General features: G+C 69.9%; 7 protein-coding genes and 1 pseudogene. 4 read left to right on the top strand and 4 right to left on the bottom strand.

Annotation, left to right across the window (positions count from 1 at the left end; all coding sequences use genetic code 11):
* Positions 1-27: 27 nt before the first annotated feature.
* Together ABW137_RS33490 and dapD are read right to left on the bottom strand one after the other, a co-directional pair.
* Positions 28-204 (bottom strand): hypothetical protein, encoded by a 177-nt coding sequence (locus ABW137_RS33490; protein WP_526404575.1) that lies wholly within the window; start codon positions 202-204, stop codon positions 28-30.
* 232 nt (positions 205-436) lie between these two features.
* Positions 437-1,414 carry a 2,3,4,5-tetrahydropyridine-2,6-dicarboxylate N-succinyltransferase gene (gene dapD, locus ABW137_RS33485; protein ID WP_526406864.1) on the bottom strand — a complete coding sequence of 326 codons (978 nt, stop codon included), beginning with the start codon at positions 1,412-1,414 and terminating at the stop codon, positions 437-439.
* Between the two features lie 34 nt (positions 1,415-1,448).
* On the opposite strand from dapD, the gene dapE reads away from it, so the two are divergent.
* Together dapE and ABW137_RS33475 are read left to right on the top strand one after the other, a co-directional pair.
* Entirely contained in the window at positions 1,449-2,513 is a 1,065-nt protein-coding gene (dapE, locus tag ABW137_RS33480; protein WP_526406862.1) for a succinyl-diaminopimelate desuccinylase, read from the top strand.
* 153 nt (positions 2,514-2,666) lie between these two features.
* A complete protein-coding gene (locus tag ABW137_RS33475) occupies positions 2,667-4,289 on the top strand; it encodes an ABC-F family ATP-binding cassette domain-containing protein (RefSeq protein ID WP_526406860.1) in 1,623 nt (540 codons plus the stop codon).
* Here the strand turns inward: ABW137_RS33475 and ABW137_RS33470 are convergent.
* Together ABW137_RS33470 and ABW137_RS33465 are read right to left on the bottom strand one after the other, a co-directional pair.
* Positions 4,286-5,131 carry a type VII secretion target gene (locus ABW137_RS33470; protein ID WP_526406858.1) on the bottom strand — a complete coding sequence of 282 codons (846 nt, stop codon included), beginning with the start codon at positions 5,129-5,131 and terminating at the stop codon, positions 4,286-4,288. The two genes, ABW137_RS33475 and ABW137_RS33470, sit on opposite strands and share 4 nt — an antisense overlap.
* A 228-nt stretch (positions 5,132-5,359) precedes the next feature.
* A pseudogene (locus tag ABW137_RS33465) lies at positions 5,360-6,592 on the bottom strand (AAA family ATPase); the annotation flags it as partial.
* Between the two features lie 99 nt (positions 6,593-6,691).
* On the opposite strand from ABW137_RS33465, the gene log reads away from it, so the two are divergent.
* Together log and ABW137_RS33455 are read left to right on the top strand one after the other, a co-directional pair.
* Positions 6,692-7,270, top strand: coding sequence for a cytokinin riboside 5'-monophosphate phosphoribohydrolase (gene log, locus ABW137_RS33460; RefSeq protein WP_526406856.1), 579 nt, complete (start codon positions 6,692-6,694; stop codon positions 7,268-7,270).
* 31 nt (positions 7,271-7,301) lie between these two features.
* Positions 7,302-7,796: AMP-binding protein (locus ABW137_RS33455; protein ID WP_526406855.1), on the top strand; the 495-nt coding region annotated here is incomplete at its 3' end.

Raw genomic sequence — 7,796 nt, 5'->3', positions numbered from 1 at the left:
CGGGGTGCCCTTCTCGCGTCTGGTGTCTTAGCGGCCGTTGCCGACGGTGGAGGTGACCTGGCCGGTGGTGGCCGAGTGCTGGATGTCGTTGATCCACTGGTGGTGGGTCAGGTCGGCGTTGGCGGGGGCGGCGAAGCCGAGGACGGCGGCGGTGAGGCCGGCGGCGATGGCGGTGGTGATGGTGGCGAATCCGAAGTTCTTCATGGTCGTTCTTCTTTCGTGAGTGACTCTGTTTCTGGTTCCGGTGGGGAGGCCTTCCCGGCCGGTCTGATGCCTATAACCGGCAGGTCAGAGCTTTCATTCCGGTGGCAGTGATTGAGCGGCGGTTGGCAGGAATCGACCCGTTCGCGAGTTCTGCGGCAGGGTCGCGGGGCGTGACGAAGAACAGCCCACACGCAGAATTCGGCGTGTGGGCGGGGCGCCCGCAGGGGGCGCGCTAGTTGGCGTGGAGGGCGTCGTTCAGCGTGATGCCGCTGCCGTCGCGGGCGACCACCTCGACCGCGCCGGACACCGAATTGCGCCGGAACAGCAGGTTGCTGGCACCCGACAGCTCGCGGGCCTTCACCGTCTGCCCGTCCGAGGTGGTCACCTTCGTGCCGCCCGTGACGTAAAGACCCGCTTCGACGACGCAGTCATCGCCGAGTGAGATGCCGATGCCGGCATTGGCGCCGAGCAGGCAGCGCTTCCCGACCGAGATGATCTCCTTGCCGCCGCCCGAGAGGGTCCCCATGATCGACGCGCCGCCCCCGACGTCGGAACCGTCGCCGACTACTACGCCCGCCGAGATCCGCCCCTCGACCATCGACGTCCCGAGCGTGCCCGCGTTGAAGTTCACGAAACCCTCGTGCATCACCGTCGTGCCCGCCGCGAGGTGCGCGCCCAGGCGCACCCGGTCCGCGTCGGCGATGCGGACGCCCGCAGGCACCACGTAGTCCACCATGCGAGGAAACTTGTCGATGCCGTACACCGTGACGGGACCGCGGCGCCGCAGCCGGGCCCTTGTCAGCTCGAAGCCGTCGACGGCGCAGGGCCCGAAGTTGGTCCACACCACGTTGGCCAGCACGCCGAAGATGCCGTCCAGGTTGGCTCCGTGGGGGGCGATCAGCCGGTGCGACAGCAGGTGCAGGCGCAGGTAGGCGTCGAATGCGTCGGCAGGCTTGTCGTCCAGCGACGCGATCGTCGTCCGCACGATCACGGTCTCGACGTCGCGCTCGTCATCACGCCCGGTCAAGGCGGCCAGCTCGTCGGTCACCTCGGCTACTGACAGGCGGTTGGTGCCGGACTCCACGGCAGCGACACCCCCGGCGCCGCTCCGCTCCTGCCCGCCCAACAGTTCCGGCTCGGGGAACCACGTGTCGAGAATCGTTCCGTCGGCCGCGATGGTGGCCACGCCGACGCCTGATGCTGAAGTCACGGTGCCAAACGTTACTGGACTAGCGTGGACGGCTGTGGGCCTGGATTTACGTGCGGATCCGATCGAGCTGACCGCGGCGCTGGTGGACATCCCCAGCGAATCGCGACACGAGCAGCGCATCGCCGATGAGATCGAGGCTGCGCTGCGCGCCCAGGCGGTCGGTTACGAAGTGATCCGCAACGGCGACGCCGTGCTGGCCCGCACCGACTTCGGACGCCCGTCCCGGGTGCTGCTCGCCGGTCACATCGACACCGTTCCCGCCGCCGACAACGTGCCGAGCACGCGAGTCGACGACGAGCTCTACGGATGCGGCACCTCGGACATGAAGTCCGGTGACGCGGTGTTCCTGCACCTGGCCGCCACCATCGCCGAGCCGTCACACGACATCACCCTGGTGATGTACGACTGCGAGGAGATCGAGTCCAGCGCCAACGGTCTCGGTCGCATCGAACGCGAGCTGCCCGACTGGCTGCGGGCCGACGTCGCCATCCTCGGCGAGCCGTCCGGCGGCTTCATCGAAGCCGGGTGTCAGGGCACCATCCGCGTCGTGGTCCGCGCCGTCGGAACGCGAGCGCATTCTGCGCGATCGTGGCTGGGGGACAACGCCATTCACAAGCTCGGCGCCGTCCTGGATCGGCTGTCGAACTACCAACCGCGCAACGTCGACATCGACGGCTGCACCTACCGCGAAGGCCTGTCGGCCGTCCGCATCGACGGCGGCGTCGCGGGCAACGTCATCCCCGACGCCGCGTCGGTGACGGTGAACTTCCGGTTCGCCCCCGACCGCAGCCCCGAGCAGGCCCTCGCACACGTCCACGACGTGCTCGACGGCCTCGCCGTCGACATCGAGCAGACCGACGCCGCGGCGGGCGCTCTGCCAGGACTCACCAAGCCGGCGGCCGCCGCGCTCGTCGCCGCCGCCGGGGGACGGGTGCGCGCCAAGTTCGGCTGGACCGACGTTGCACGGTTCGCGGCGCTGGGCATCCCGGCGGTCAACTACGGGCCCGGCGACCCCAACACCGCGCACCGCGTCGACGAACGCGTGGAGGTCAGTCAGATCACCGCCGCCACCGACATGCTGCGCAGTTATTTGACTTGACCGACGTCGATACCATGGTGAACGCACGTCGAATCGACTAGAGGTGGGCCGAAACATGCTGGGTGACGACATCTCCGGATAGCCGGAGCATGCCCCGACCGTCACCCACCTCCGTGGCCATTGCGCCGCGGGCGCCACCGAGAGATTCTTCGCATGTCCGACGTCTCCATCGTCTCCTCACACCTGTCCTTCGGCTGGCCCGACGACACGCCGTTGTTCGTCGACCTGACCTTCACCGTCCCCGGCGGCCGCACGGGGCTCGTCGCGCCCAACGGCGCTGGCAAGAGCACATTGCTCAAACTCATCGCCGGAGAGTTCGCGCCGCGCGCGGGCACCGTCGTCGTCGACGGCACCGTCGGGTATCTGCCTCAGACGCTGCCCTTCACGGATTCCTCCGCAGACCGCACCGTCGCCGACGTCCTCGGCGTTGCGCCCGTCATCGCGGCGCTCGACGCCCTTGCCGCGGGCGACGCCTCCGACGCGGTGTTCGCCGCGATCGGCGACGACTGGGACGTCGAGGAGCGGTTGCGCGCGCAACTCGACCGACTGGGTCTGGCCCACGTCGCGCTGGATCGGCGGCTGGGCACGCTGAGCGGCGGCGAGGTCATCGCGGTGGGTCTCGCCGCGCAGCTGCTGCGGCGGCCCGACGTCCTGCTGCTCGACGAGCCCACCAACAACCTCGACGTCGACGCCAGGCACCGCCTGTACGCTGCGCTCGACGACTTCGGGGGCACCCTGCTCGTCGTCAGCCACGACCGGTCGCTGCTCGATCGAATGGACCGCATCGCCGAGCTCCATCGCGGTGAAATCGTCTTCTACGGAGGCACTTTCACCGAGTACGAGAGCGCGGTCCAGGCCGGCCAGCGAGCCGCCGCGGCTGACCTCCGCAACGCCGAACAGGTGCTCAAGCGGGAGAAGCGTCAGATGCAGCAAGCCCGCGAACGCGCCGCCAGACGATCGAGCACCGCCGCCCGCAACGTCAAGGACGCGGGCCTGCCCAAGATCGTCGCTGGCAAGCTCAAACGCGACGCCCAGGAGTCGGCCGCCAAGGCCGACGACGTGCATGCCAAGCGCGTCGACGACGCCCGGAATCGGCTCGACGATGCCGAGCGGGCACTTCGCGACGACGACGCCATCGTGCTCGACCTCCCCGACACCGACGTGCCCGCGGGTCGTACGCTGCTCGTCGCTCGCGGCGTGCAGATCCGAATGGGAGATCGAAACCTGTTTGCGGGCAACGGGATCGACCTCGACATCCGTGGTCCCGAACGCATTGCGCTGATGGGATCCAACGGAGCTGGCAAGTCGACGCTGCTCCGCATCGTCAACGGTGACGTCGCACCGACCCTCGGCGACGTGCAACGGGGAGACGGTCGGATTGCCTACCTGTCGCAGCGGCTCGATCTGCTCGATCCGGAGCGCACCGTGGCGCAGAGTCTCGCCGAGTTCGCGCCGAGCCTCACGCACACCCGCCGCATGCATTTGTTGGCGCAGTTCCTCTTTCGCGGCGACCACATCCATCTTCCCGTCGCGGCACTGTCGGGAGGGGAGCGGCTGCGCGCCACGCTCGCGTGCGTGCTGTACGCGGAGCCCGCGCCTCAGCTGTTGCTCCTCGACGAGCCGACCAACAACCTCGACCTCGTCAGCGTCGCGCAACTGCAGTCAGCACTGAACGCCTACCGCGGTGCGTTCGTGGTGGTGAGTCACGACGAGCGCTTCCTCCAATCGATCGGCGTGGCCAGGTGGCTCAAGCTGGCCGCGGGACGGCTGGTCTAGGGCGCCGACTGCTGAGGACGGGTCTGCGCAGGCACGGCTCGCTCGGCGACCGGTGGGGGGAGCGGACCGCCCGCGTGGTCGCCCGGTGCGGCGCCGTCCACCGTGTCATCCGGCTGGGCGTGATCGCCGCTCGGAACGGTCGCCACCTCCTCCTCACCCTCATCCTCACGTGCCCTGTCGTCGATGGTCGGATCCGTTTCCTTCTCTTCCTCACCGGGCCGCGCCGCGTCCTCGCCCGGCGTGCCATCGACGTTCTCGTCGGCGCCGGCCTGCGTGGCCGACTGCACGCCCTGCACGATCTGTTGAGGCAGCTGCGTCAAGCCCTGCACCAGCCCGGCCACGGCCTGGCCGATCGCCTGACCCAATTGACCGACCTGCTGGCCGACCTGGCCTGCGAGCTGCCCGGCCTGATCCGCGCCTGCGCTCGATGAGCCGGTGGACGTGCCGTCATCCCGTTCGGTGGAGGCTCGCTCCGAATCCGTGGAGGCTCGTTGGGAATCCGTGCCGTTGGTGCCCTCGGGATCGGCCAGCGCATCCGCAGCCGCCCGGAGCCGCTCCGCGCCGGCGACGTCGCCCTCGTCGTACATCTGAGCGGCCCGGCGCAACAGGTCGCCGATCGTCTGGCTGGACGTCGACGTGGCTTGCAGCGTGGCCTGCCTGCTGCCGAGCACCTGGTCCAAGGCGCCGATCACCGGCGACGCGATCTGTCCCTGAGACGTCGCGACCGCGGCCGACTGCGGCGCCCCCGCCCCCATCACCTGCGACAGCGTCGCCACCACCTGGTCGTACTTCGCGGCGTTGGTGCGCACGTCGGCGGTCTGTACGGAGAACTGGTCGGCCATCTGGAACCCCCTGTTCGGCCTTGACGAGAACCACCGGTCGCCGACATTCGTGGCGCCGCAGCAACGTCGATTCTATGGCGGGGCGGCAGGGCTGATTGGCGGCAGTTTCTGGGCAGCCACGGCCTCGCCGATCAGCGTCGGCCTCGGTCCACGTCGATCCCGAGACGGCTGACGCCACGATGGTCTGGGCCGGCGACGTCGGTGCGCCGCACCAAGCCGAGCCGGGGACTAATCGCGCGTCGCGGCTGCCTGCCGCGCCGCGTCGGCGGCGACACCGCGCATGCCGATGCCGTCGAACGCCGCGGCGGCCGCGTCCAATGCCTCGGCGTCCCCCGCGGTGAAGGCCTGCGCATAGGACAGTCCCAAAAGTCCTACGGCGCAGTTCATTTCGAGCCGCTCGATGGCGTCGGCGGCGCGGGTGTCACCCAGGCGCACTGCGTCGATCAATGCGCGAAGGGCGACCGCCGACTGACCGCCTCGTTCTGCGGCGCGGGCCGATTCCCGCGCAGCCTCGATCGCACCCGCCCCGTCGCGTCGCGCAGCAGCCGTCCACGCCCTGGCCAGTGCCAGCTCCGGCGCGAACAGCATCGACTTGAGTCCGTGCCGGGACTCGGCGCGCGCCAGCATCCGGCCCGCGTCGGCGACCCGCCCCAACTGGCCGAGAGCGTGCGCCAACGACATCCACGCCAACGGTCCCCACGAATAGCCCGTCGCGCCCAGTGCGGCGGCAGCGGGCTCCAGCAGCGCGACGGCCCCGGCGACGTCGCCCCGCGCGATCAGGACGTCGGCGACCAGCAACCCGCCGATCGCGTGACCCGGCTGCGACGGCTGCGCACCGTCGACGAGTTGCTGCGCCAACTGCTGCGCGCGGTCGAGCTCGCCCGACATCACCAACGCAGTGGTCTGCCCGAAGGCGCTGGTGAACCGCAGGAGCCCGGGATGCCCGGCTCCGATCGCCCGCGCGGCCAACCCGTCGACCTCGGCGAAACTCCCCATCCGCGCACTGCACAGTGCGGCCGCGGCCGCGGCCCACCCGACGGCCTGCAGGTCAGCGGTCGGGTCGGCGAGCACGTCGCGGGTGATCTGCATGGCGCGCTGCGGACTGCCCGCGTTCATCGCGAACGTGCCGAGAAGCGCGTCGATCGTCCTCGTCGCCGCGCCCTCGGACGTCATCCGACCCCGCACGGCCCGAAGGAACGCCGTCGCCCGCTCGGGCTCGTCGAGCATCCAGAACTGGTTCGCCGCGCGCGGCAACGCCCAGGCCACCAGGTCGGACTCACTCAAGGTCGGATGATCTACCTCCGACAGCACCGCATCCGCGTCCCGGCCGCGACCCTGCCAGGCCAACGCCTGTGCGAGTGTCAGCCGGGCCGTGAGGGACTCCCCGTCCAGCAACGCTGCGCGGCCCAAGTCCTCGGCCGCCGCCAGATCGCCAGAAGCCAACGCCTTGGCGGCGTCAGCGATGCGATCGACCACGGCCGAAGTGTATTGCTGGCGACGTCGCGCGAAACGCGGAACGCGTCGGTTCAACCGGTGCCCTCTGCCGGGTACGTTGCTCCCGTGCCCGCCGAACATGCAGAGACCCCAGAACCTCGCGGCCCGTGGGCGGTGTGCGTGTACTGCGCATCCGGCCCGACTCATCGCGAGCTGCTCAAGCTGGCGACCGACGTGGGCGCGGCAATCGCCGACCGCGGCTGGACCCTGGTGTCAGGCGGCGGCAACGTCTCGGCCATGGGCGCGGTGGCCGGGGCCGCGCGGGCGCACAGCGGGCGCACCGTCGGCGTGATCCCGAAGGCACTGGTGCACCGCGAGCTCGCCGACGTGGAGGCCGACGAACTGATCGTCACCGACACCATGCGGGAGCGAAAGCAGGTCATGGAGGACCGGGCCGACGCATTCGTCGTCCTGCCCGGCGGCATCGGCACCCTCGAGGAGTTCTTCGAGGCGTGGACGGCGGGCTACCTCGGCATGCACGACAAACCGCTGGTGATGCTCGACCCGTTCGGCCACTACGACGGACTGCTCACGTGGCTGCGCGGTCTGCAGGACACCGGCTACGTCGGTGCCGGAGCGCTCGACCGGCTGATCGTGGTGGCCGACGTCGACGCGGCCCTGGAGGCGTGCGCCCCGCAGCAGTGATCGTTCTCACGCCCGCCGTTAAGGTTGGCTCGTGAGCGACCAGAATTCCGGAACCCGCGCCCATGTCGGCCTGCTGGACATCGCCCCGAAGTTGCCGGGACTGCTGAAGGACGCACCTGTGATCGCCCGTGGCGTGGTCACCGGGTTCCTGGCGCGCCCGACGGCGAAGACGTCGATCGGCAAGGTCTTTCAAGAGCGAGCCGCCCGCTACGGCGACAAGCCCTTCATCACGTTCGAAGACGAGCAGCTGACCTACCGAGAAGCCAACGAGACCGTCAACCGCTATGCGGCGGTGCTCGCCGCGCGGGGGGTCGGGCACGGCGACGTCGTCGGGGTGATGCTGCGGAACTCGCCGCACTCGGTGCTTCTGATGCTGGCCGTGGTGAAGTGCGGCGCGGTCGCGGGGATGCTCAACTACCACCAGCGGGGCAAGGTCCTGTCGCACAGCGTCGGCCTGCTCGGGGCCAAGGCGGTGATCGCCGAGACCGACTTCGTCGAACCGATCGGGGAGAGCGGCGCCGACACC

Source organism: Mycobacterium sp. (assembly GCF_040509115.1).
In the GTDB taxonomy this organism is placed as follows: domain Bacteria; phylum Actinomycetota; class Actinomycetes; order Mycobacteriales; family Mycobacteriaceae; genus Mycobacterium.
This window is presented reverse-complemented; position numbering and strand designations above follow the sequence as displayed.